The organism is Natrinema salaciae (genome assembly GCF_900110865.1).
GTDB classification, from domain to species: domain Archaea; phylum Halobacteriota; class Halobacteria; order Halobacteriales; family Natrialbaceae; genus Natrinema; species Natrinema salaciae.
The window spans coordinates 75,398-95,322 of the sequence record NZ_FOFD01000002.1 but is presented as its reverse complement, the minus strand read 5'-3'; the positions used below and the strand labels follow the sequence as shown (position 1 = coordinate 95,322).

Below are 19,925 nucleotides of genomic sequence, written 5' to 3'. Positions count from 1 at the left end.
TGGAGACTGGAGACGCATCGCGATCGATACCTGGTCCCGGTCCCGGTCGCTCAGTAGTGCCACGGGAAGTCGTCGAACTCCGGATCGCGGCCCTCGACGAAGGCGTCTCGACCTTCCGTGGCCTCGTCGGTCATGTAACCGAGCCGCGTCGCCTCGCCGGCGAACACCTGCTGGCCGACCAACCCGTCGTCGGTCATGTTGAACGCGTACTTGAGCATCCGCATCGCCGTCGGGCTCTTGGAATTGATGCGCCGGCCCCACTCGAGGGCGGTCTCCTCGAGTTCCTCGTGGGGGACGGCTTCGTTGACCATCCCCATCTCCGCGGCCTCCGCGGCGGAGTAGGTCTTGCCGAGGAAGAACACCTCGCGGGCCTTCTTCTGGCCGATCTGCTTGGCGAGGTAGGCCGAGCCGAAGCCGGCGTCGTAGCTCGCCACGTCGGGATCGGTCTGGAGGAACTTCGCGTGCTCCTCGCTCGCGATCGTCAGATCGCAGACGACGTGCAGCGAGTGGCCGCCGCCGACCGCCCAGCCCGGGACCACGCAGACGACGACCTTCGGGATGTGGCGGATCAGGCGCTGGACCTCGAGAATGTGCAGCCGTCCCTGCTCCGACGCGCGCTCCTCGTCGCCCTCGTACTGGTAGCCGTCCTCGCCGCGGATCGTCTGGTCGCCGCCAGAACAGAACGCCCAGCCGCCGTCCTTCGAGGACGGCCCGTTCCCGGTCAGCAGGATGCAACCCACGTCGGTCTGGCGCTTGGCGTGGTCGAGCGCGTCGTAGAGTTCGTCGACGGTCCCCGGCCGAAACGCGTTGCGAACGTCCGGTCGGTCGAACGCGATCCGAACCGTCCCGGAGTCGACCGCCCGGTGGTACGTGATGTCGTCGAACTCGTCGTTCAGGTCCGCGACCGGCTCCCACCGCTCCGGATCGAATAGTTCCGAAACCATTTGGTCGACGTTGGTTCGCGGGACGTGAAATAGATTCGCGTCGTGGTTCGACCGCGTCGACTCGTGCCGTCGGTGCGGCCACGGCGTGATGGCGGCACGCGACCGTTCGGCGGCGTTCCGTCCGTCGGGTCAGCGGCTACTCACTGGCCGCACGTCGACGAGTTCGATAACTGGCCGGCCAGCCGGATTTGATATACCGATATACGATTCATATGTCTCGAGGCGGCCGGTTCGAACCTGCGCTCGGATCGCGCTCGACCGAATTCGCGCTCTCGAACGACGCCAGCGACGACGGTCGTCGAACCCGATTGATTTTTCACTCAGTCGGCCAACAGGATCGTAGGCGATGGGCGAGACGTACTACGACGTCCTCGAGGTCGATCCGGATGCGACCGCGGACGAGATCGAGTCGGCGTATCGGGAGCGCGTCCTCGAGACGCATCCGGACCACTCCGACGACCCCGACGCAGCCGAGCAGTTCCAGCGGGTCACGACCGCGAAGTCGGTGCTCACCGACGGGACCGAGCGCGCCCGCTACGACCGCCTCGGTCACGAGACGTACGTCGGACTCGCCCAGGGCGCAGCAACCGGAGACGACTCGAGCGACGACGGCGACGGGGACGGGTTCGATCGGTCGGTTTCGGATACCCGGACGAAATCGGAGACGGCGGACGGCACGGGGACGAGCGACTCCGATGGTGCCGACCGAACGGGGACGGACGGCCGACGGACGAGCGGCCGAACGGCGGGGTGGACGCGAACCGAGACGACCGATACCGAGTCGACGAGGAGTCACCACGCCCGACAGCGCTCCCGCCGGCGACGCCAGCGAGCGAAGCGGCGCGCGGCGGGCGACTGGCCGTTCGACAACGACGACACCGCCACTCCCGGCGGCACGACGGGTGCCGCGACGGAAACGACGACGAAATCCGGTGCTGCGACGAAGACGGACGCCGACGAGGAGTTTCGGTACTCCGTCCACGACTGGGACGGCGAGGTCGACCTCGAGTGGCGCGGGCCGCGGATCGATCGGCACACGGCGATCTCGGTCGGTACCGTCGCCCTCTTGTATCCGCTGTTCGTCGCCGCGAGTCTGACGCCGCTGTTTTCGCTGCCGATCAACGCCGTCGTCGTCGCGTGTACCCTCGTGCTGGTCGGCTATCTGCTGACGATGCCCCGGATCGCGACGGTCGCGTTCGGCGGCTGGAGCGTCCTCTTTCCGATCGGACTGGTGGCCGTTTCGTCGATCGATCCGCTGTCCCTGTACGGCTTGCTCTTGCTCGGGTTCGCTTGGGTTCCGTTCGGCTACGCCGTCGCGCTGTGGTGGGCCCTCCGGCCGTGAGTCTCACGCGTTCCGTCTCGACGCCCGAGACGCCCGCCGCTCCGATTCGAGCCACGGCAAAGAACCGAAGACCGTCACCGACGCCGACAGAGCGCGACCCCGATCCAGTTCCGGGCAGTCGACTACCCTTCGCTCCGGCCGTCGAGTCCCTCGAGCACGCGTTCCCTGAGCGCCTCGCGCCGCCGGTGGCTCGCCGCGGAATCGAACTCGACGGCGAGCAGTTGCGTCCCGTCCGCCGCGAGCGATCGCCGGTAGGCGTCCGCGAACGCCGCTGGCGCGACCCGCTCGAACTCGAGGTCGTAGAGATCGCCGAGCGCCTCGAACTCGAGGCCGTGGGGCGTCTTGAACTGCTCGGTGAACGGGGGATCGAACCCCTCGATCGGGAGCTTGTGGAAGATGCCGCCGCCGTCGTTGTCCAGCAGGACGATCGTCGCGTCGACGTCGCAGCGATCGAGTGCGAGCAGCCCGTTCGAGTCGTGATAGAGGGCCAGATCGCCGGTCACGAGCACCAGCGGCTCGGCCGTCGCGCTCCCGGCGCCGAGGGCGGTGCTCGTGATCCCGTCGATGCCGCTCGCACCCCGGTTCGCGAGGACCGTCAGATCGGCGCTCCGCGGCCGGCCGAACCGATCGGCGTCTCGGATCGGCATGCTGTTCGAGACGAAGACGGTCGCCGAGTCCGGCGCGTTCGAAACGACGGCCGCGAGAATCGCCCCCTCGAACGGCATCGACGCGAGCGCATCGGCGCTCGATGCCTCGTCGCAGACCCCCCAGTGCCGGCGTTCGGCCGCGTCGAACCGGCTGCGCCAGTCGTCGGCCGACGCTCGCTGACTCGTGTCGCGGCTCCCGCGTTCGCCGTCGCCCGCCGCGAGCGCCTCGAGCAACCCGTCGACGACGGCACCGGGCTCGGCGGCCAGGAGATCCGTCGCGGTGAAGGTCGCCTCACGCCACGCGCCCGCGGGATCGACGAGGAACTGCCTGGCGTCGGCGTCCCGGAGCCAGTGGCGGAGCGGTTTGGACGTGGGCGAGGCCCCGAACCGGAGGACGGCGTCGGGAGCCGGCAGCTCGTCGACGTAGGCGTCGTAGCCGCCGTAGACCGAACGCGTCCCGTCGCCCCGGACCGCTTCCACGTCCACCCGGTCGACGTGCGGACCGAACCGCAGCCCCGACAGCGGGTCCGCGAGGATCGGCGCGCCGAGTCGGTCGGCGAGGTCGGTGACGGCCGCGGGCTCGAGGCCGGCGAGTGCCGTCGGATCGGCGGGGCCCGCGACGATCAACGGCCGATCGGCGTTTTCGAGGGCCGCCAGGAGGGATCGGTGCTCGCCGTCGGTGAGCGTCCGCGTCCCGTCGACGGTCTCGACGAAGGGGCCGTCGCGACCGCGTCCGGCCGCCGTCTCGGCGAACGATTCCGGCACGTCGCCCGGAACCTCGACGGGCTCGAGCGGTTTGCGAAACGGACAGTTGAGGTGGACCGGGCCGGGCGAAACGCCGGTCGTTTCCGAGAGGGCTCGAGCGACGGTCGTCCGAAGGCTCCGCACCTTCCGCTCGTCCGCTTCGGGCTCGGGTAGCACGGCGTGCCACCGGACCGCATCGCCGTAGAGCTTGACCTGATCGACGGTCTGGTTCGCGCCGCTGTCCCGGAGTTCGGTCGGCCGGTCGGCCGTGAGAACGAGCAGCGGAACGCGAGCCCGATCGGCCTCCATCACGGCGGGGTGGAAGTTGGCCGCCGCCGTGCCGGAGGTACAGACCAGCGCCGTCGGCTCGCCCGTTCGACGGGCGCGGCCGAGGGCGAAGTACGCCGCCGACCGCTCGTCCAGGTGCGAGTAGACGTCGATGTCCGGGTGTTCGGCGACGGCGACAGTCAGCGGCGTCGACCGGCTGCCGGGCGCGAGACAGACGGCTTCGAGCCCGCTTTCGGCGAGTTCGTCGGCGACGACGCGGCCCCACAGGGTCGCGCGGTTCGGTGCAGTCATCGGATCAGATGCTACCGCAATTCGTCCAGAATCGGTCGGTACTTCAGCTGTACTTCGTCCCACTCGTCGTCCGGATCGCTGTCGGCGACGATCCCGTTTCCGGCGAACAGCGTCACCGTCCCGTCGGCCGCGATCCCGGATCGAATGGCGACCGCGAACTCGCCGTCGCCGGCGGCGTCGAACCAGCCGATCGGTGCCGCGTACCAGCCGCGATCGAACGTCTCCGTGTCGCGGATCGTCTCCCAGGCCGCGCCCGGCGGGACGCCGCCGACCGCGGGCGTCGGGTGCAGAGCTTCGACGAGCTCGAGGACGTGGCGATCACCCTCGAGCGTCGCCTCGATCGGCGTCTGCAGATGCTGAATCGTGGCCAGCCGGCGAATCGTTTGCTCGCTGATAACGAGTTCGCGCGCGAACGGCCCGAGCTGCTCCCGAATCGCGTCGACGACGAGCCCGTGTTCGTGTTGAAACTTCGCGTTCGCACGCATCCGCTCGACGTACTCCTCGTCCTCGGCCGGCGTCTCGCCGCGGGGCACGGAGCCGGCGAGCGCTTCCGTCTCGAGCCGTGGGCCGCGTTTCGACACCAGCCGCTCGGGCGGCGCACCGAAGAACGTGCCGCCGGTCTCGTGATCGACGAGAAATCGGTAACAGTTCGGATACTGACGGCGCAGTCGCTCGAGGAGCGCGGGAACGTCGACGACCCCCTCGAGTTCGACCGAGAGGGCCTGTGCGAGGACGACTTTCGTCAACTCCCCGTTGGCGATCCGCTCGAGCGCCGTCTCGACCTGCGCCGTCCACTCGGCCGGCGAGGTCGTCCGTCGCGTGTCCGTAACGCCGGGGGTCGACCCGCTCGGTCGCATCGCCGGTGCCGCCGTCAGGCGCTCGTGCCAGCGTTCGAGCCGATCTGCGGCCTCGTCGGCTCGGTTGCCGACGGCCGTCAGCCACGTCCCGTCGTCGCTCCGGGTGACGAGCACCTGTGGAACGACGAACGAGGCCGCGTCGAAACCGGTCCAGGGCGGGGTCGAGCCGTGGCCGTCGTGAAACGAGAACCCGCCGACGGCCCGCGGTCGCGCCGACGGGGGGCCGTCGTGTTCGAGCCCGTCGAACGTCCGGGCCGCCTGCGATCGGATTCGGTCGAATCGCTCCGTGCCGCCAGCGCTAAACCGGGCGGCGACGCCGCGACCGACCAGTTCGAGACCGTCGGGGGTGGCCCACTGGACGCGCGACTCGGCGCTTCCGTCGAGAATCGCGCTGAACGAGACGTCCTCGAGTTCGCGACTCCGGCCGACGAGATCGACGGTCTCGCCCACCGGCTCCGTCTCACCCGCCAGCCGTCCGTCGCCCGACGATCGCTCCATCGACCCCACGTCAGGACCGCCCGACCTTCAGCCTAACTATTCGCCGACCGACGGGTCGGCCGGTCTAGCTGTACCGTTCCTCCTGCCACGGGTCCGCCGTCTGGGAGTACCCCCGCCGTTCCCAGTAGCCCCGCTGGGGCTCGGTGAGGAACTCGACGCCGTCGACCCACTTCGCACCTTTGTAGGCGTATCTGTGCGGCGTGACCACCCGGAGCGGGCCGCCGTGGTCTTCCGGGAGCGGGTCGCCGTCGAACGCCCAGGTGAACAGGACCTCCTCGCGCATGCAGTCCTCGAGAGGCAGGTCCGTTGTGTAGTCGTCCAGCGCCGAGAACATGACGTGGACCGCGTCGTCGTGAACGCCGGCTCGCTCGGCGAGTTCGGGAAACGGGACGCCGGTGAACGCGCAGTCGAACTTGCTCCAGCCGGTCACGCAGTGAAAATCCTGTCGCTGTGTAACGGTCGGCAGCTCTCGAAACTCGTCCCAAGAGAACGTCAGCTCCTCGTCGACCGCACCGGTGACGGTGAACTCCCACGTTTCCGGGTTCCAGTCCGGGGTTCCGCTCTTCGAGAGGACGGGGAACGCGTCCGTTTCTCGCTGTCCCGGGGGTAACCGGTCGTCACCGAACTCCAGATAGAGGTCAGTCACGTCAGTCGTGTCCATGTGCGTGGGTACGTCCCGACGAAGGTAGATGTGACGCCACCGCCCGACGTCTTCCAGTTCCCGGTTGGATAGTCGTCAACCGCTCGCACGCCCCGCCCTGCGGCAATCTGCTCTCACCGGCCGATTCGAGCTACGATTCGTGAGTGTCACGGGAATGGGGATCGATCGGCTCGAGAAGCGTCGAATTAGCCCGACGGTGTCGGGATCGAAACTGATCGAAATGGTTCGATCGGCATCACAACGCGGGTATTTCCAGCGAAACCCTCGTCACCCCTTAGTACGGTCTCGGCGAGAGTTATCGATGCATGGCAAGCACAGAACAGCTAACGGAACGCGAAATGTCCGGACAATCAACTGCGGAAGTCGGCGAACAGGCGATGGGCCCCGCATTCATCGCCTCGGCGGCGTCGGTCGGCCTCGCGCTGTACTACTACTTCGTACAGGGTGAACGCCAGCTCGGGACGTTCGTCGGCCTCTGGCCCCCGACGATACTCGCGTTCGCGAGTTACTTCAACCAGCGAAAGATGCGCAAGCAGCTTCAGACGCTGACTCAGCCGGGGACGAAACTCCGGGACGCGCTCGACTCGATGATGGGCAGCCGGTAAGTCGACCCCGGACGCCGTCTTCTCGTCGGCAGCCCCGTCCGCGGCGATCGAACGACCACCGATCGTCGCCCCTCGGTCCGACGAGCGACTCGCGTCGGGACGCGCCGCGTTGAGTCCCCGTCAAACCTAAATACCCCCTCGCCGAAAGCCGAATCAGATGCCGAAAGTAGAGATCACCATACCGGAGCACCTCGAGATGCAGATCGCCCAGATGGTCGAACGCGGCGAGTTCGTCAATCGCGAGGAGGCGATCGAGGACCTCCTTTCGACGGGCATCAAGGCCTACAAGACTAGCGGACCGATGGACGAAGAGGAGGGAGCCACCGGCGGCGGAACCGGCCTCGAAGACGACGGCATGATGGGCCACGACGACGAGTACGTCTTTTAGCTTAGAGAACGTGCGAGGCGAAAAACCACGGGTTTAGCCGTGGGATGGAGCCGACGACCGGGAGCCAACTCACGCGACGATGGCAGGGCGATTCCCAACCCTTTACAGAGACTATCTGGGAGTGCGGCGCGCTGTCCCCGTTGCATTCGACGGAGACACGCCCTCCAGAGCGACTACGTTACCACCAGCAAGACCGCGCTGGACGGAGAACTTACGACGACGTGCGCGAAGCGACGGGTGCGGAACTACAGTCCCGAGACGGCGACTACCGCGAACGGCCCGTTTGCGGGTGGGTAGCTCAAACCCCGACCGCGAGGACCGGGATTCCGAACGCGATCACGGCACCGACCAGGGCGACGAGCGCCCCGACCAGCACGGCTCGCGACGAGTAGTCGCTCATCGGTGCGGTCGTTCGTTCGGCCTCGAGATCGTGCCCGACGTCGGCCCCCGTGTCGTCGTCCGCTGATGCGTCCGTATCGTCTACCATACTCGCGTGTTGCCGACTCACTCCCTTAAAGACATCTCTCGAGGCCGCGGGGTCGCGAGCGGGACGCGCGTTTCGGTCGGTCCGTTTGTCCGGCCCGTTTTGATCAGTCAATAAATATTTACAGTGGAGCCACCTATCGCGGATCGATGCCCTCCGCGCCCTTCTCCCGTCGGCGGTTGCTGACCGCCGGCGGCGGCTGTCTTTCGACGCTTTCGCTCGCCGGCTGCGCCGAAACCCGAACCAGCGGCTCGGCGAGCGAAAGCGTCGACGGCGGCACTGTCGAGTCGACCCACGAGTACGAATCGCTCTCCGTCCGCTCCGCCGAGAACACGGTCTTCGTCTATCCGAACGACGACGCCGCGGCGGACACCGGGGACGGCCCGGAATCGCAGCTCAACGCGAGGTTCCTCGTGATCGACTCGGACGCCGCGTCGGCGATGCGGATCGACGGCGACGCGACAGACGCGCGAGCGTTCGTCGAGGCGACGGACTTCGACCGGGAATCGGTCTTCGTCGACCAGCGGTCGATCGACGACTGCTATCGACGGCACCTGCTTGGCGTCCGCGCGCACGACGATTCCGTCCGCACGGATTACTGCCGGGAGCTAAAAGCTCCGACGACGCCCTGCGAGGCCGAGAAGACGGTGATGGAAGCCGTTTTCGTCCGCATCAACCGCCCCTACGAGGACCACCCCTCGAGTCGGGCCAGCAGCGAGAGCGGCTCCTGCCCTGCCCGAACGTCGAGCAGTGACGAGACGGCGGCGAACGACACACGGGAACCGGACGGGCGAAACGAGACGAACGGGGTGAGCCGTCGATGACGAGCGGAACCAACAGCCGCCGGCGGTTCCTCGTGGGACTCGCCGCAGTCGGCGGCGTCAGCGTGGCCGGCTGCACCGGGCTTCCCTGGCGCGACGCCGGCCCGACGTTTACCGCGGCTGACGCGGCGGCCGTCATCGACGACGGCGCGCCGCCGGTCGAGTGGCCGGTTCCGGTTCGCCCGGCCGCCAGCGCCGTCGACGAGGGACTCGAGCGAATCGACGCCTTGCTCGCGGACGTTCCGGACCCGATCGAGGCCGAGATGGTACCCAACGGCGTCATCCGGAAGGAGATCGAACGACGACGCGACGAGGCCCGCGACCACCGCGAGGAGGCCGCCGGGGCCACCGGCGACGGGCGCTACGGCGCGCTGCGAACGACTCGCGAGGGACGTGACGCGGCGCGGGCGGCGACGACCACGCTCGCCGCAATCGAGGACGAGACGCTCGTCGAGGACCTGCGAGCGGAGCGCAACGCCATCCGTGGTCGCGTCGACGAGCGACGCGACTCGATCGCGTACCGCGGCGGCGACGCCGACGACGAACGGCTCCGGGCGGCGCTGTACTACTCGCGGCTCGAGTCGGACCTCCGGCACGCGGCACATCGGCTCCATCGGCCGCGGTGGGCGCTCAATTCGACGTCGACCGTCGTAGAGATCGGCGAGGGGGCGGGAGCCCTCGAGTCCGCGACGGCAACGACGGCCGCCTGGGACCACCTCGCGGACCGGTACGCGGAGCGGACCGACGACGCGACCGATCTGACACCGGCCTTCGACGCCGCGCTCGAGCTGTCGATCGACCGCACCGACGCCGCCGATATCCCCGACCAGACCGACGAGGACTGGCACGAGGAAGTCGTCGACGAGGAGTTCGACGATTTAGCCGTCGAACAGCTGCTCTGGCGCGTGCTGGACCCGGTCTCGGAGTCGTCGAGGGCTCTCGAGGAGGCCGTCGCGGACGGGGCGCGGGGGACCGGACTCTACGAGTCCCTCCGGTTCGAACTGACGTATCGTGCCTTCGAGCGCGTCCGCGATCGGATTGCGGACGGGGCACTACCGCCGGTCGAATCGGTCGACGAGATCCGCGCTGAGCGGGCCGCCGCGCTCGACGCTGCCGCGTCGACCGACGAGTCGCTCTCCGAGCCGTCGATCGGTGCGTACGTCTTCGCAGAGACGCTGCAATCGATCGAGTGGGTCGACGACGCGGTCCGGCGGGCGGCAGCCAACGATTCGACCACCGCGGTCTCGCTAACGACGGAGTTCGCCAAGTACGCTCACCTGCGGGGACAGCTCGAGGTCCTCCCCGACGCGGTCGCGGCGTTTCGCGAGCGACTGCTCGCCGCTTGACAGCCGGCCCGCAATCGGGCGCGCGCTCAACGCCTGATCCAGACCCCTTTACTATCCCCGGCGCAAAGACTCGCGTAACACCCACATGGTACTGACAAAGCGAGTCATCCCGTGTATCGACGTGGATCTCGACGAGGACGGGAATCCGGCGGTGTACACCGGCGTCAACTTCGAGGACCTGAAATACACCGGCGATCCGGTCGAGATGGCCAAGTCGTACAACGAATCCGGTGCCGACGAGTTCGTCTTCCTCGACATCACCGCCTCCGCGGAGGGTCGCGAGACGATGCTCGACGTCGTCCGCGACGTCGCCGACGAGGTCTTCATTCCGTTGACCGTCGGCGGCGGCATCCGCACCACCGAGGACATCAAGGAGACGCTCCGGGCCGGTGCCGACAAGGTCTCGATCACCACCGGCGCGCTCGAGCGCCCCGAACTGATCAACGAGGGAGCCCGCGCCTTCGGCAACCAGTGTATCGTCATCAGCGTCGACGCCAAACGCCGGTTCGACGAACAGGGCGAACACTACGTCGAGGTGGATGGAGAGTCCTGCTGGTTCGAGTGTACGAAAAAGGGCGGCCGAGAGGGGACCGGCATCGACGTCCTCGAGTGGGCCGCGGAGGCCGAATCCCGCGGCGCGGGCGAACTCTTCGTCAACTCGATCGACAAGGACGGCACGAAAGACGGCTACGACCTCCCGCTGACGGAGGCGGTCTGTGACACCGTCGACACGCCGGTCATCGCCTCGTCGGGCTGTGGCGGCCCCGAGGACATGTACGACGTGTTCACCCAGGCCGGTGCCGACGCCGGACTCGCGGCCTCGATCTTTCACTTCGACGAGTACTCGATCGAGGAGACGAAGGCGTCTCTCGACGAGAAGGGCGTCCCGGTCCGTCTCTGAGTCGGCGACCGCTGGACGCGGGCCGATCGAGTATCCAGTACGTTTATTCCGTCGCAGTCCTCCTTTCCGAGCAGTGAAATGGCGGTGTACGCGGTGTGGCAAACCGCACGCGGCAAACGACCCACCCTGTGACGAGTGCGGTCACAACGCCTTCGAGAAGGCGATCGTCCGGGCGGACGAGACCGACGTCGAGAGCGGTGGCGACAGCGACGGCGAGCCGATCCCGTCCGGAACCGTCGAAACCGGCCCGGAGTACATCTGGGCCTGCACGAACTGCGGCCGGGAACACGTCCGGAACACCCCGCCGTGTTCCCGCTGTGGCAATCCCGACCTCGAGAAGGTCGAGCAGACCTACGAGGGGCTCGAGAGCGATCTCGAGACGCCGAGCTGGTTCGAGGTCGCGAAACCGTACCTGCCCATTTTCGCGGGTATCGCCGTCGTTATCGCGCTGTTCGCGACCGGGATCGTGTCGCTATCGGTACTGCCGGGGCTCGGCCCGCCGGAACCGCCCGACGCGCCGGGCGACGGGTCCGAGGCGGCCGGGATCGATCTCGAAGCGACGGAAGGGGAGATCCACGACCGGCTCGAGGCCGAGCGGGAGCCGTCCGAGAGCCGAACGTACGACGACGGCCTCGCGGCGTACGCGGAGTACGAGAACCGGATGCGCGTCGCTGTCGAGTTCGGCGAGCGGGAACCCGACGGAGCGGACCCGGACGAGTTCGATCACGGGTGCGGTGACGCCAGCGTCGTCGGCGCACCGGCGACGCTCACCGACGCGTCGATCGGGGAGTACGCGAACGAATCGGCCCTCGCCGACGCCGTCGTGAACAAACTCGATTCACTGTACGGCGACGAGATGCGGACCGGATACGACGCCGAGGGGGTCGACGTACACGTCGCGAACGGAGACGTCTTCGTCAGCTACGCTGCGTGTTGATCGCAGACTGCGTCTGACGGGAGCGAGAGCCGCTCGAGGCGGACGAGAAGAGAATCGATCGTCGCGGACCGATATCGAATCCGGCCTCAGGCCGCCGCTTCGAACGCGTCCCGGAACGACGTCGCCTTTTCGCGAACGGTCACGGCCGCTTCCTCGAGCGCCTCGAGCGGATCCGCGCCGCCTTCGGTCTTGATGGTCAGGATGGGCTCGGTCTGGCCGCCCGACTGCTCTGGGTTGACGTCGTAGGTCGCTGCACTCACGTCGTCGTGCTCGAGCAGCGCGCCCTTGAGCACGTTCATGAAGGTGTGGTCCTCGCCGGCGATCTCGATCGAGAGTTCGTTCTCGGTGCTCTCGGTGACCCGCAGTTCCATGTCATCCAGTCCGGCCGTCGGGCGCTTGTACCTTTCGAAGCCGCCGCTCACTGCAGTTCGCTGAAGGCAAATCACTATACGCGCCCGTTCGAACCACGGGACATGCGCTTGCTCACGGCCCTACTGACGGTCGTCGTCGCCGGGACGCTGGTGGCGTCGATCGCGATCGTCAGACTGGTTCACCGGCAAGACCGGCGCTGGCGCGACGTGCTCCGGTCCCGACTCGTGTACGGGGTCCCGTGGGGATCGCTCGTGGTCATCGCGTTCGTGGTCTGTGTCTACCTCTTCGTGCAGGACGGGATCACGAACTTCAACGACCCCGTGACGATCCCCTATCGGACGTGGTCGTACTACTATCCGCTCGGGATGGCCACGGCGGCCTTCTCCCACGCCGGACCCGGCCATCTCGTCGGCAATCTCGCCGGAACGATCGTCGTCGCACCGCTCGCCGAGTACGCCTGGGGTCACTATCCAGACGAGCTGGATTCGCAGCGGTCCGACTCGTGGCGCGCCGATCCGCGAGTGCGAGCGGTCGTGCTCTTTCCGCTGGCCGTCGTCGCCGTCGGTCTGCTGACGAGTCTGTTCGCGCTCGGTCCCGTGATCGGATTCTCCGGCGTCGTCTTCGCCTTCGCCGGGTTCGCCATCGTCCACTACCCGATCGTGACGATCGTCGGGACCCTCGGCGTCCAGAGCGTCGTGTTGCGCCTCTACTACGCGCTGCAGGAGCCGATCAACGTGTACACCGCCCAGCCGAGTCCGCCGTCGCCGCCGTCCTGGGCGGGGATCGCCATTCAGGGCCACGCGCTCGGTCTCTTCCTCGGCTTCGTCCTCGGGATCGTGCTCCTCGAGCGGCGGGGCACCCGCCCCGACGCATTCCGGCTCTGGCTCGCCGTGCTCCTCTTTGGCTTTTCGAAGGGGCTGTGGGCGATATACTGGTTCGGCGACGAGAACTCGTACATCCTCTTTCAGGGACCCGGCGTCGCCATCGTCTCGGTGCTCGCGCTCGTGGTCACCCTCTCGGTGACCGGCTCCCAGAAGCCGATCGTTCCGCGCCGGGTCGAGCGCCTGCTCGGCGGCTCCGGGCGCGTAACTCCGTGGTCGGACGGTGCCTCTCCGTCGTCGATCGACCGGTCGCTCGAGCTGGCAGGCGGCGGCCGCGGCGATCGAGCGGTCGCTGCCCGCGTCGATCGCGTTCGCGAAATCGTCACGGGAACGCGCTCGGGCGGCTCGCGGTTGCTGTCGAATCTGACGATCGGACCAGTGGCGTTTCTGGCCGTCGTCGCCGTCCTCGCGATGGTCGCCGGGGTCGCCGTCCCCGCCAACTTTCTCGTCGTCGACGACGCGACGGCGTCCTCCGACGCGGCCGTCGAGATCGAGGACTACACCGTCGAGTACGCCGAGGGCGTGCAGAACGAGTACGTCTCCGGCATCGGTATCGACGCGCTCGAGAGCGACGCCGGTCTCGAAGCGAGCGGGGTGATCGTCGCGAGCGAGCGACGTGACATCTGGCTCGAGGCGGTCAGCGCACAGCGGCTCTCCTTCACGGGCGAGGAGACGGTCTCCGTCGGCGGTCCCGGCTGGCGGGAGACGGTCCACGTCGAACGCACCGGCTGGGAACCGGTCGGGAACGACACCGTCTATCAGGTCTGGCTCGAGGACGGCGGTGAGAGACGACTCGCTTACGAATCCAACGAGTCTCGAGCGGAGGCCCGAGTCGCCGGGCGGAACGTGACGATCAGGTCCGCCGACGGCGAGTTCGTCCTCGACGTCGCGGCGACCGAATCGGGTCTCGTCGATACGACGCCGATTCCGGATGGAAACGAGACGGCGACCGCGGGGGGGCTCGTCTTCGACCGCGAGAACGAGACGGTCTACGCGGTCGCCGACGGGACGCGAGTCGCGGTCGCGAGCGAGGAGACGTACAACGACTACTGAGTAGCCGTACAGACGGGTTCGCCCGCGGCGACGCTCCGACGACGCCGATGACCGCAGTCACGGGCCGTTCGCGCTGGCCCCGATATCCCGAGAGGCAGTGACCGCGAAGCCCCATCGGTTCCCGATTTCACCGACCGTCGCCTCGAGCGTCGGTAACGCGACGGCGGCCGCTATCCTCGAGCCCACTCGATCCGGAAGACCTCCGCCTCGAGCGTTTCCTGCGCTGCTGTGTGAAACTCGAAGCGCTTCGCGATGGGAAACGCGGCCCGGAACGCGTGGGTCACCTCGCCGCCCGCGTCGGCGGCGAAGGACTCGACGAACTCCTGGCTCCCCTCGTTGTGGATCGTATAGGAGACGCTCGCGATCGCACTCGCCGTCTCGAGGAACTCCTTGTCCGCGTGCCGGTTTCCGCGCTGGGCACCGAACGGGGGGTTCGAGACGACGGTCGCCTCGGTGATCGAAAACGGATGCCGAGTCACGTCGCCGCGGAGCCACTCGATCGCGGGGGTCTCCCCGTCGCTGCTCCCGTCCACGTCCATCAGAACCGTCCGTTCGTTCCGTCGCGCCAGCTCGAGCGCGCCGGAATCCACGTCGATCCCCGCAACTCGGTCGGCACCGGCGAGCGACGCCGCGATCGCGAGCATCCCGGTTCCGGTTCCCAAATCGAGCACCTGTCCCTCGAGATCGCCCTGGAGTCCCGCCAGGTGACAGAGGTGAGCGGCCAACTCCGGCGGCGTCAGGTACTGCTCGAGTTCGACGGCGGGCTCGGAAAAGTCCTCGATCGCCTCGAGTTGGCGGGCGAGCGCACGTCGCGAGAGGCCGGCCATCCCTCAGGCGTCGACGGCGATCGGTCCTTCGACGTCGAACGCGAGCCCCTCGCGGTCGGCCCGCTCGGCACAGGCCGCCAGCGCTGGGCGGACCTTCTCGGGGTCCGTGACGGCGGCGACGGTGACGGTCACGGCACCGACGCCGAGGAAGGACCCGGCGCGCACGTAGCCCCGAATTCGGTCGATCTCCTCCTGCGTCGCCAGCGAGCAGTCCTCGTCGAAACAGGCCTCGACGGTCAGTTCGGCGGGCACCAGCCCCTCCGTGGTCAGCTCGCTCTTGAGGTCGCGGAGGTACGTCGGTGCCGTCGACTCGAGGGCGGCGGCCTCGAGGGAGACGGGAGTGGCGTCTGCGGGTTGACAGCGGTCGATCGCGCGGGCGTGAGACGACATCGTACTCATTGCCGGACCATACATGGCTTGCATATAAAAAGGTTGTTGAATACATAGTAGTAATAGTTTCGCGCCGAACGTCTCTCCTCCGTGATAACTTCGAATAGAGTTAAGGATGGTCCGTGAAAGTATCAGTTATGGACGAGTGTCCGCGGTGTCGGGGATCCATCGAAGAACTCTCGCTGGGGGACGTGTCGACGGTCACGTGTCCGCACTGCGGGTTCGCCGATATCCCCGCCGAACACCAGCCCCACGGCGAGGAACCCGAGTCCTGGCGGGACGCGTTCAATCGATTTTACGAGGAGTGAACCAACGGTCCCGCAGTCGCGCGCAGTCACTCACCGGTACTCGCGTCGTCACTTCTCGGACGGTGATCGAAAAATCGCGAGTCGAAACGCCGACGGGTTCGGCGGGTTACTCGTTCGCGGCCGCCGCTTCCGCCTCGTCTTCCGTGTCGTGATCGACGTCCTCGTCGGAGCGGGCGGCGACGAGGCCACCGCGCGCGACGCTGTACAGCGGTTCGTTCGCGTGCGTGACGCCGCTGATGGAGAACGGAATGTTCGCTTCCTCGAGGTGGTCACGGAACAGCGCCTCGAAGCCGCTGGGACTCGAGGTGCCGCCGGTGACGACGACGGGGACGTCCAGCCCTTCTTCGACGTCTTCCTCGTCGACTTCCTTGACGATGTTCTCGATGACGTAGTCGAGCAGGTTCTCGTAGTAAATCGAGAGCGCGCCCTCGACGCCGCCGACGTCGGTCGTGAAGTCGAGTTCGAAGTCGTCTTCCTTGATCGAGGTGACCTTGTCGACCGGCGTCCCAGTCGCGCGGGCGGCCTGCTCGTCGACCCAGTCCCCACCGCGGGCGACGGAGAACTTCATGACGGGCACCGCGTAGTAGGAGAGACAGACGTTCGTCATCCCGGCACCGAAACTGATCCCCAGCCCGGTGAAGTTGTTGTCCGCGAGTTCGGAGTAGATGACGGACATCCCCTCGTTGATCGGCTCGGAGTCGTACCCCATGTCGTCGAGGAACGACTCGATCGTCTTCTGGTGATACAGCGTCGAGAGGTCCGAGTCGATCGGGTCCGCCGGGGACGAGAAGTAGAGCTTCTCGTCGGGATAGGCGGGCTCGCCGACGACCTGCTCGATGATGAGCTTCATCATCGGGATCGCGCTCTGCTCGTCGTTCGAGAGGATCCCGTGTTTCATCGGTCGGCGAGTCTCCTTGTTGAAGATGTTCGCGAAGTTGAGAGCGTCGTCGCCGACGACGTAGACCTTGTCGTCTTTGCGGATGTGAAGTACTTCACTTCGCGAGAGCATCTGCTCGGCCATGTCCGAGTACTCGATCTCTACGAAGGAGTTGCGCTGTTGCACGAAAACCGTATCGTTCCCATCCTGCTGTGCTGACAGGATGTTCATCGTTCCAACGTCTAGGCCTTTGGCCATGTGTGGCCAAGGCCACCGATGGATTATAAATCTATGTGCGCGACTTTCGGAACTGATACTATGTAGAAAGCAGTTATTACTTTCCGCCCATACGTTTTAATTCCTTTTTAAAAGGGACCGGAACCGCTCGAGCAGGGACGAGACCGGTCGCGTCACCGTCTCGACGGCACCGCCGTCGTCCGCAGTCGCCAGTTCCTCCGCGCGCTGTTGCTCGCGTAGTTCCTTCAGCTTCGCCGTCTGGTCGTCGACCGTCGAACTCGAGGTCGTCTCTTTCGTCTCACCGCCTTTCAGTCCCTTGAGGCCGGCGACCTGTGCGTCGACGCCCGAGGAACGGGTGGTCGTCGTGCCGGCGTCGGTGTCGATGTCGATGTCGTCGAGATCGTTGCTCGAGAAGTTCAGTCGCTTGTGCTCGGTCTTTTCGACGCCGCCCCACGAGAGTTCGACGCCCTCCATGGCGTCGTCGATGTCCTGTTGGATCTCCGCGTCGGTGAGTTCGGGTTCCTCGTCGTCGTCGGGTTCGGTCGCGACGACCTCGGCCTGCTGTGCCATATCGAGGTAGTGGGCGATTAGCGCCGCGCCCGTCGAGGCGGTGATCCCGGCGAGTCCGACGGCGTAGATCGCGATCACTTCGACGGTGTAATCGTTCCCGTAGCCGTTCCAGTTGTCCGGGTAGGCGAACAGAAAGCCGCCGATCGCGCCGATCGTCACGGCGACGCCGGCGATCGACGTGTACAGCATACGCCGTTCCGAGGGGAGGAGGACGACGATGCCCAGCATCGTGACGGGAAGTGCACCCATGGCGATCGCATACGCGGGGCCGACCCACGCGATGTACCCGGCGGATCGCGCCTCGAACGTCGTGCCCCAGACGAAGAGCAACAGTCCGATGATCGCGAGCCCGATCCCGCCGAGAAACAGACCGAAGCCGACGTAGACGTCGGTCCGGTCCTCCGGTTCACCGATGTATCGACGATAGAGGTCGAAGAGATAGCCGTTCGCGGCCTGTTCCGCTGGCATTAACCCCCCGTTTACGCTCCAGTACTATGACTGTTGGGACGGGAAACAAATCGGACCGGCAGTGTACTCGTCTGCTCGCACGCGCTCGAGCGGGCGCGGAACGCGAGTAGGTGAGGCCTCCGAAACGGACTCGAGGGCAGGAGCAGCCCGGTGTCGACCGTCACACCGACAGCCAGACGACGACTGCGATCCTCGCGATCCCGTTCTCGGGGGATCGAGAGCGCGTTTCGAAACGTGTAACCGCTGGTGAATCTCACCATAGCTTGATATCGGTCGAGCCATCACGTACCACCATCCCGAATGATGACTGGTGATGGAACGACCGTCCTCGTCGCGGCCGACGATCCGCACAGGGTCGCCGAGCTCCGGTCGTGGCTTGTGACGGAGTACCGGGTCGAGGCGACGACGGACGGCGACGACGCCCTGGCGGTATCCGCGGACGTCGACGCGGTACTGATCGACCGTGACCTCCGGACGGACGCCGGAACCGTGGTCGCCGACGAGATCGAACGCCGAGGGTTGACACAGCCGATGGCCCCCCTTCACAGCGCTGACGAACCCACCGGTCGTCGCCGGCCCGACGACTCGCTGGTTGCCCCCGTCACGAAATCCGCGGCCCTCGAGGGCGTCGATCGGTTACTGCGCCGCGCCCGGTACGACGAGCTACTCGCGGAATGTACCGCCCTCGCCGCCAAACGCGGCGCACTCGAGGCGGACGCGGCGATCGTCGCGACCGAGGACCGTCCGGAAACGCTCCAGCGACGACTCGACGAGTTGCTCGCGGAACTGGACGAACTGGTGGCGACGTTCGACGGCGAGGACTTCCGAGCCGCGTTCGAGGCCTGCCGGGTCGCCGGTCCCGGCCGATCCCACCGGGCCAGCGATCTCCCCTGACGGCGGTCCGTCTTCGTCGCCGCCCGGTGACTCGGCGACGCTCAGTTGACGTTTGAGGCGGTCCGTCCGGCGAATTTGTCGTATCGAGACAGCGTGCAGTATATACGTCCGTGGCCGCTAACGCGGACAATGAGTCAGGAGTCGGAGTACACCGAGGGGGACCTTCGGAACACCGGAATGCGTCTCAAGCACGATCGCGAATGGGATTACGAACTCGAGCAGATCGTCGAGGCGATCGAGGAGCGAGACGCGACGAAGGTCGGCCTGCAGTTCCCCGAGGGACTGAAACGGCGCGGTCCAGCCGTCGCCGACGACCTCCGGGAACTCAGCGGCGACGACGTGACGTTCATGCTCTCGGGCCAGCCGTGTTACGGCGCCTGTGACCTCGACACCTATCTGATGAAACGCACCGACGTGTTCGTTCACTTCGGCCACTCGCCGATGAAGGACACGGACAAGGTGATCTACGTGCCGCTGTTCTCGAACGTCGAGGTCACGCCGATCATGGAGGAGGCCCTGGACACCCTCGAGCCCCCCGAGGAAACCGGCGGCGTCGGTCTCGTCACGACGGCCCAGCACATGAACCGGTACGAGGAGATGAGCGAGTTCCTGGAGGCGCGTGGCTACGAAGTCTACAGTCGTCGCGGCGACGAACGGCTGACCCACGAGGGACAGGTGCTGGGCTGCAACTACGCGAGCGCGGACGTACCCGCCGATCAGGTCCTGTACGTCGGCGGTGGCAAGTTCCACCCGCTCGGACTGGCGATGGAACACCCCGATAAGCACGTCGTCATCGCGGACCCGGTCAACAACGTCGTCACCGTCGCGGACACGGACAAGTTCATGAAACAGCGCTACGGTGCCGTCCACCGCGCGATGGACGCCGAGAAGTGGGGCGTCATCTTCTGTACCAAGATCGGACAGGGTCGCTGGGAGACCGCACAGAAGATCCTCGAGGACAACGACGACGCCTACCTCATCACGATGGACGAAGTGACGCCGGACCGCCTGCGAAACTTCGATATGGACGCGTTCGTCAACACCGGCTGTCCGCGGATCACGACCGACGACGGGCCGCAGTTCCACAAGCCGATGCTCACGCCCGGCGAGTACCGGATCGCCGTCGGGGACGAGCCGCTCGATAGCCTCTCGTTCGATACGTTCCACGGGACCTGGTAGCCCGACGACGTGCCGACGCGCGTTCCGTCACTCCTCCACACGGTGAACGCTTCGCTCGGTGCACAATTTTCCGCGCTCGATACGCTCGCAAACTCGTGATCGTCGTGGTCGGAAG

Annotated in this window: 22 protein-coding genes; 11 read left to right on the top strand and 11 right to left on the bottom strand. The window is 66.7% G+C overall.

The genetic code is table 11. From position 1 onward, the window contains the following. Window positions 1–50: 50 nt before the first annotated feature. On the bottom strand, window positions 51–944 hold the full coding sequence (locus BMX07_RS05795) for a 1,4-dihydroxy-2-naphthoyl-CoA synthase (RefSeq protein ID WP_090615200.1): 894 nt from the start codon (window positions 942–944) through the stop codon (window positions 51–53). Window positions 945–1,290: 346 nt separating this feature from the next. On the opposite strand from BMX07_RS05795, the gene BMX07_RS05790 reads away from it, so the two are divergent. After that, on the top strand, window positions 1,291–2,286 hold the full coding sequence (locus BMX07_RS05790; RefSeq protein WP_090615196.1) for a J domain-containing protein: 996 nt from the start codon (window positions 1,291–1,293) through the stop codon (window positions 2,284–2,286). A gap of 122 nt (window positions 2,287–2,408) precedes the next feature. Here BMX07_RS05790 and menD read toward each other — a convergent pair whose 3' ends face one another. The 3 genes from menD to BMX07_RS05775 form a co-directional block, all read right to left on the bottom strand. Continuing rightward, on the bottom strand, window positions 2,409–4,256 hold the full coding sequence (gene menD, locus BMX07_RS05785) for a 2-succinyl-5-enolpyruvyl-6-hydroxy-3-cyclohexene-1-carboxylic-acid synthase (protein WP_090615193.1): 1,848 nt from the start codon (window positions 4,254–4,256) through the stop codon (window positions 2,409–2,411). Between the two features lie 11 nt (window positions 4,257–4,267). Continuing rightward, a complete protein-coding gene (locus BMX07_RS05780) occupies window positions 4,268–5,611 on the bottom strand; it encodes an isochorismate synthase (RefSeq protein ID WP_090615190.1) in 1,344 nt (447 codons plus the stop codon). Between the two features lie 64 nt (window positions 5,612–5,675). Then, entirely contained in the window at window positions 5,676–6,272 is a 597-nt protein-coding gene (locus tag BMX07_RS05775; protein WP_090615187.1) for a sulfite oxidase-like oxidoreductase, read from the bottom strand. Window positions 6,273–6,577: 305 nt separating this feature from the next. On the opposite strand from BMX07_RS05775, the gene BMX07_RS05770 reads away from it, so the two are divergent. Both BMX07_RS05770 and BMX07_RS05765 read left to right on the top strand, forming a co-directional pair. Next, the gene (locus BMX07_RS05770; protein WP_090615184.1) at window positions 6,578–6,877 is read left to right on the top strand and encodes a hypothetical protein; all 300 of its coding nucleotides are present in this window, start codon (window positions 6,578–6,580) and stop codon (window positions 6,875–6,877) included. A 157-nt stretch (window positions 6,878–7,034) separates the two neighbouring features. After that, a complete protein-coding gene (locus BMX07_RS05765; protein WP_007142632.1) occupies window positions 7,035–7,265 on the top strand; it encodes a ribbon-helix-helix domain-containing protein in 231 nt (76 codons plus the stop codon). Window positions 7,266–7,563: 298 nt separating this feature from the next. On the opposite strand, the gene BMX07_RS05760 is transcribed toward BMX07_RS05765, so the two are convergent. Beyond that, a complete protein-coding gene (locus BMX07_RS05760; protein ID WP_090615182.1) occupies window positions 7,564–7,752 on the bottom strand; it encodes a DUF7550 family protein in 189 nt (62 codons plus the stop codon). A 146-nt stretch (window positions 7,753–7,898) separates the two neighbouring features. On the opposite strand from BMX07_RS05760, the gene BMX07_RS05755 reads away from it, so the two are divergent. The 4 genes from BMX07_RS05755 (at window position 7,899) to BMX07_RS05740 (ending at window position 11,754) form a co-directional block, all read left to right on the top strand. Continuing rightward, window positions 7,899–8,573 carry a hypothetical protein gene (locus BMX07_RS05755; RefSeq protein WP_139210824.1) on the top strand — a complete coding sequence of 225 codons (675 nt, stop codon included), beginning with the start codon at window positions 7,899–7,901 and terminating at the stop codon, window positions 8,571–8,573. Continuing rightward, window positions 8,570–9,916: a hypothetical protein gene (locus tag BMX07_RS05750; RefSeq protein WP_090615177.1), complete on the top strand. Its 1,347-nt coding sequence runs from the start codon at window positions 8,570–8,572 to the stop codon at window positions 9,914–9,916. The genes BMX07_RS05755 and BMX07_RS05750 overlap by 4 nt, the downstream gene beginning before the upstream one ends. A gap of 85 nt (window positions 9,917–10,001) precedes the next feature. Next, window positions 10,002–10,817, top strand: a complete 816-nt coding sequence (gene hisF, locus BMX07_RS05745; RefSeq protein WP_090615173.1) for an imidazole glycerol phosphate synthase subunit HisF — start codon at window positions 10,002–10,004, stop codon at window positions 10,815–10,817. 73 nt (window positions 10,818–10,890) lie between these two features. Further along, complete coding sequence (locus tag BMX07_RS05740) at window positions 10,891–11,754, top strand: hypothetical protein (RefSeq protein WP_090615170.1); 864 nt, start codon at window positions 10,891–10,893, stop codon at window positions 11,752–11,754. Window positions 11,755–11,840: 86 nt separating this feature from the next. Here BMX07_RS05740 and BMX07_RS05735 read toward each other — a convergent pair whose 3' ends face one another. Beyond that, entirely contained in the window at window positions 11,841–12,125 is a 285-nt protein-coding gene (locus tag BMX07_RS05735) for a DNA-directed RNA polymerase subunit L (RefSeq protein WP_090615167.1), read from the bottom strand. Between the two features lie 102 nt (window positions 12,126–12,227). Here BMX07_RS05735 and BMX07_RS05730 point away from each other — a divergent pair, with 102 nt between their 5' ends. After that, a complete protein-coding gene (locus BMX07_RS05730) occupies window positions 12,228–14,060 on the top strand; it encodes a rhomboid family intramembrane serine protease (protein WP_090615163.1) in 1,833 nt (610 codons plus the stop codon). Between the two features lie 57 nt (window positions 14,061–14,117). Here BMX07_RS05730 and BMX07_RS25415 read toward each other — a convergent pair whose 3' ends face one another. The 3 genes from BMX07_RS25415 to BMX07_RS05720 are packed head-to-tail and all read right to left on the bottom strand — an operon-like array spanning window position 14,118 to window position 15,286. After that, complete coding sequence (locus BMX07_RS25415; protein ID WP_281246935.1) at window positions 14,118–14,246, bottom strand: hypothetical protein; 129 nt, start codon at window positions 14,244–14,246, stop codon at window positions 14,118–14,120. Continuing rightward, window positions 14,231–14,887 carry an METTL5 family protein gene (locus BMX07_RS05725; protein ID WP_090615159.1) on the bottom strand — a complete coding sequence of 219 codons (657 nt, stop codon included), beginning with the start codon at window positions 14,885–14,887 and terminating at the stop codon, window positions 14,231–14,233. The genes BMX07_RS25415 and BMX07_RS05725 overlap by 16 nt, the downstream gene beginning before the upstream one ends. 3 nt (window positions 14,888–14,890) lie before the next feature. Then, window positions 14,891–15,286, bottom strand: a complete 396-nt coding sequence (locus BMX07_RS05720; RefSeq protein ID WP_090615156.1) for a DUF7961 family protein — start codon at window positions 15,284–15,286, stop codon at window positions 14,891–14,893. Window positions 15,287–15,414: 128 nt separating this feature from the next. On the opposite strand from BMX07_RS05720, the gene BMX07_RS05715 reads away from it, so the two are divergent. Further along, window positions 15,415–15,585: a zinc finger domain-containing protein gene (locus BMX07_RS05715; protein ID WP_090615153.1), complete on the top strand. Its 171-nt coding sequence runs from the start codon at window positions 15,415–15,417 to the stop codon at window positions 15,583–15,585. Between the two features lie 106 nt (window positions 15,586–15,691). Here the strand turns inward: BMX07_RS05715 and BMX07_RS05710 are convergent, their stop codons facing one another. Next, window positions 15,692–16,720: a disk-shape morphogenesis protein volactin gene (locus tag BMX07_RS05710; protein WP_090615150.1), complete on the bottom strand. Its 1,029-nt coding sequence runs from the start codon at window positions 16,718–16,720 to the stop codon at window positions 15,692–15,694. A 96-nt stretch (window positions 16,721–16,816) separates the two neighbouring features. Next, a complete protein-coding gene (locus tag BMX07_RS05705) occupies window positions 16,817–17,737 on the bottom strand; it encodes a cell division protein CdpA domain-containing protein (RefSeq protein WP_090615147.1) in 921 nt (306 codons plus the stop codon). A 303-nt stretch (window positions 17,738–18,040) separates the two neighbouring features. Between BMX07_RS05705 and BMX07_RS05700 the strand changes: the two genes are divergently transcribed. Together BMX07_RS05700 and dph2 are read left to right on the top strand one after the other, a co-directional pair. Continuing rightward, a complete protein-coding gene (locus tag BMX07_RS05700; RefSeq protein ID WP_090617167.1) occupies window positions 18,041–18,631 on the top strand; it encodes a HalX domain-containing protein in 591 nt (196 codons plus the stop codon). 129 nt (window positions 18,632–18,760) lie between these two features. Continuing rightward, the gene (gene dph2 / locus BMX07_RS05695; RefSeq protein ID WP_090615143.1) at window positions 18,761–19,810 is read left to right on the top strand and encodes a diphthamide biosynthesis enzyme Dph2; all 1,050 of its coding nucleotides are present in this window, start codon (window positions 18,761–18,763) and stop codon (window positions 19,808–19,810) included. The last annotated feature ends 115 nt before the right edge of the window (window positions 19,811–19,925 follow it).

What these genes read in the sequence shown, in the direction of transcription:
- menD (WP_090615193.1), bottom strand. Translation starts at nt 4,256, where the DNA reads ATGACTGCACCGAACCGCGCGACCCTGTGGGGCCGCGTCGTCGCCGAC.
- BMX07_RS05720 (WP_090615156.1), bottom strand. Translation starts at nt 15,286, where the DNA reads ATGAGTACGATGTCGTCTCACGCCCGCGCGATCGACCGCTGTCAACCC.
- BMX07_RS05780 (WP_090615190.1), bottom strand. Translation starts at nt 5,611, where the DNA reads ATGGAGCGATCGTCGGGCGACGGACGGCTGGCGGGTGAGACGGAGCCG.
- BMX07_RS05735 (WP_090615167.1), bottom strand. Translation starts at nt 12,125, where the DNA reads ATGGAACTGCGGGTCACCGAGAGCACCGAGAACGAACTCTCGATCGAG.
- BMX07_RS05760 (WP_090615182.1), bottom strand. Translation starts at nt 7,752, where the DNA reads ATGGTAGACGATACGGACGCATCAGCGGACGACGACACGGGGGCCGAC.
- dph2 (WP_090615143.1), top strand. Translation starts at nt 18,761, where the DNA reads ATGAGTCAGGAGTCGGAGTACACCGAGGGGGACCTTCGGAACACCGGA.
- BMX07_RS05700 (WP_090617167.1), top strand. Translation starts at nt 18,041, where the DNA reads ATGACTGGTGATGGAACGACCGTCCTCGTCGCGGCCGACGATCCGCAC.
- BMX07_RS05715 (WP_090615153.1), top strand. Translation starts at nt 15,415, where the DNA reads ATGGACGAGTGTCCGCGGTGTCGGGGATCCATCGAAGAACTCTCGCTG.
- hisF (WP_090615173.1), top strand. Translation starts at nt 10,002, where the DNA reads ATGGTACTGACAAAGCGAGTCATCCCGTGTATCGACGTGGATCTCGAC.
- BMX07_RS05775 (WP_090615187.1), bottom strand. Translation starts at nt 6,272, where the DNA reads ATGGACACGACTGACGTGACTGACCTCTATCTGGAGTTCGGTGACGAC.
- BMX07_RS05795 (WP_090615200.1), bottom strand. Translation starts at nt 944, where the DNA reads ATGGTTTCGGAACTATTCGATCCGGAGCGGTGGGAGCCGGTCGCGGAC.
- BMX07_RS05765 (WP_007142632.1), top strand. Translation starts at nt 7,035, where the DNA reads ATGCCGAAAGTAGAGATCACCATACCGGAGCACCTCGAGATGCAGATC.
- BMX07_RS05750 (WP_090615177.1), top strand. Translation starts at nt 8,570, where the DNA reads ATGACGAGCGGAACCAACAGCCGCCGGCGGTTCCTCGTGGGACTCGCC.
- BMX07_RS05755 (WP_139210824.1), top strand. Translation starts at nt 7,899, where the DNA reads ATGCCCTCCGCGCCCTTCTCCCGTCGGCGGTTGCTGACCGCCGGCGGC.
- BMX07_RS05710 (WP_090615150.1), bottom strand. Translation starts at nt 16,720, where the DNA reads ATGGCCAAAGGCCTAGACGTTGGAACGATGAACATCCTGTCAGCACAG.
- BMX07_RS05770 (WP_090615184.1), top strand. Translation starts at nt 6,578, where the DNA reads ATGGCAAGCACAGAACAGCTAACGGAACGCGAAATGTCCGGACAATCA.
- BMX07_RS05730 (WP_090615163.1), top strand. Translation starts at nt 12,228, where the DNA reads ATGCGCTTGCTCACGGCCCTACTGACGGTCGTCGTCGCCGGGACGCTG.
- BMX07_RS05705 (WP_090615147.1), bottom strand. Translation starts at nt 17,737, where the DNA reads ATGCCAGCGGAACAGGCCGCGAACGGCTATCTCTTCGACCTCTATCGT.
- BMX07_RS05790 (WP_090615196.1), top strand. Translation starts at nt 1,291, where the DNA reads ATGGGCGAGACGTACTACGACGTCCTCGAGGTCGATCCGGATGCGACC.
- BMX07_RS05725 (WP_090615159.1), bottom strand. Translation starts at nt 14,887, where the DNA reads ATGGCCGGCCTCTCGCGACGTGCGCTCGCCCGCCAACTCGAGGCGATC.